Source organism: Streptomyces sp. SID14478 (assembly GCF_010548525.1).
Lineage (GTDB): Bacteria > Actinomycetota > Actinomycetes > Streptomycetales > Streptomycetaceae > Streptomyces.
Map to the genome: position 1 here is coordinate 1 of NZ_JAAGMG010000766.1, position 628 is coordinate 628.

The following is a 628-nucleotide window of genomic DNA, read 5'->3' on the forward strand; positions in this document are numbered from 1 at the left end:
GCTGACCGACAGCGCACCGAGCCGGGCCGCAGCGAACCCCGGAACCACCGAAAGGCCACCCCATGACCACGGCCCCGGCCGACACGCCGTCCCGTATCGAGGGCCTCCTGCTGGGCATCGCCGCCGGAGACGCGGCCGGCTGGCCGTCGGGCCGGCACCGCGCGGCCCGCCTGCCCGACTGGACCCGCCGCCTGACCCGCGAACTGGACACGTTCGCCGAGCAGAACGCGACCACCACGCTCCCCGTCCCGATCGCCCTGAACCAGCCGCCCGAACCCCTGCGCCTCGGCCCGTCCGACGACGCCGAGTGGGCCGCGTTCACCGCGCACGCCGTCCTCGACGCGTACGACGGCCTGGCCACCGAGTCGGACGTGCCGCCCGACCAGCGCGTGCGCTCGGCCCTCTCCCTCGCCTGGAACACGCTCGCCGACGAGATCGCCGCGGCCGCGGCCCGGGCCGACGAGATCGAGTCGGCCCGGATCCCCCTGCGCGCCCGCATCTCCGTCCGGGCGGGCCTCGGCAACCTCGCCGCGGGGCTGCGGCCCCCGGCGACCGGCCACGACAACCCCCACTACTTCGACGACGCGGCCTGCGTACGCGCCGCGGTCCTGGCGGTCGTCCACCCGGG

General features: G+C 77.1%; 1 protein-coding gene. It reads left to right on the forward strand.

Annotated elements, in window-relative coordinates:
- Window positions 1–62: 62 nt before the first annotated feature.
- Window positions 63–628 (forward strand): ADP-ribosylglycohydrolase family protein (locus tag G3I40_RS25185; protein WP_203644759.1); only part of this gene is annotated, 566 nt, incomplete at its 3' end.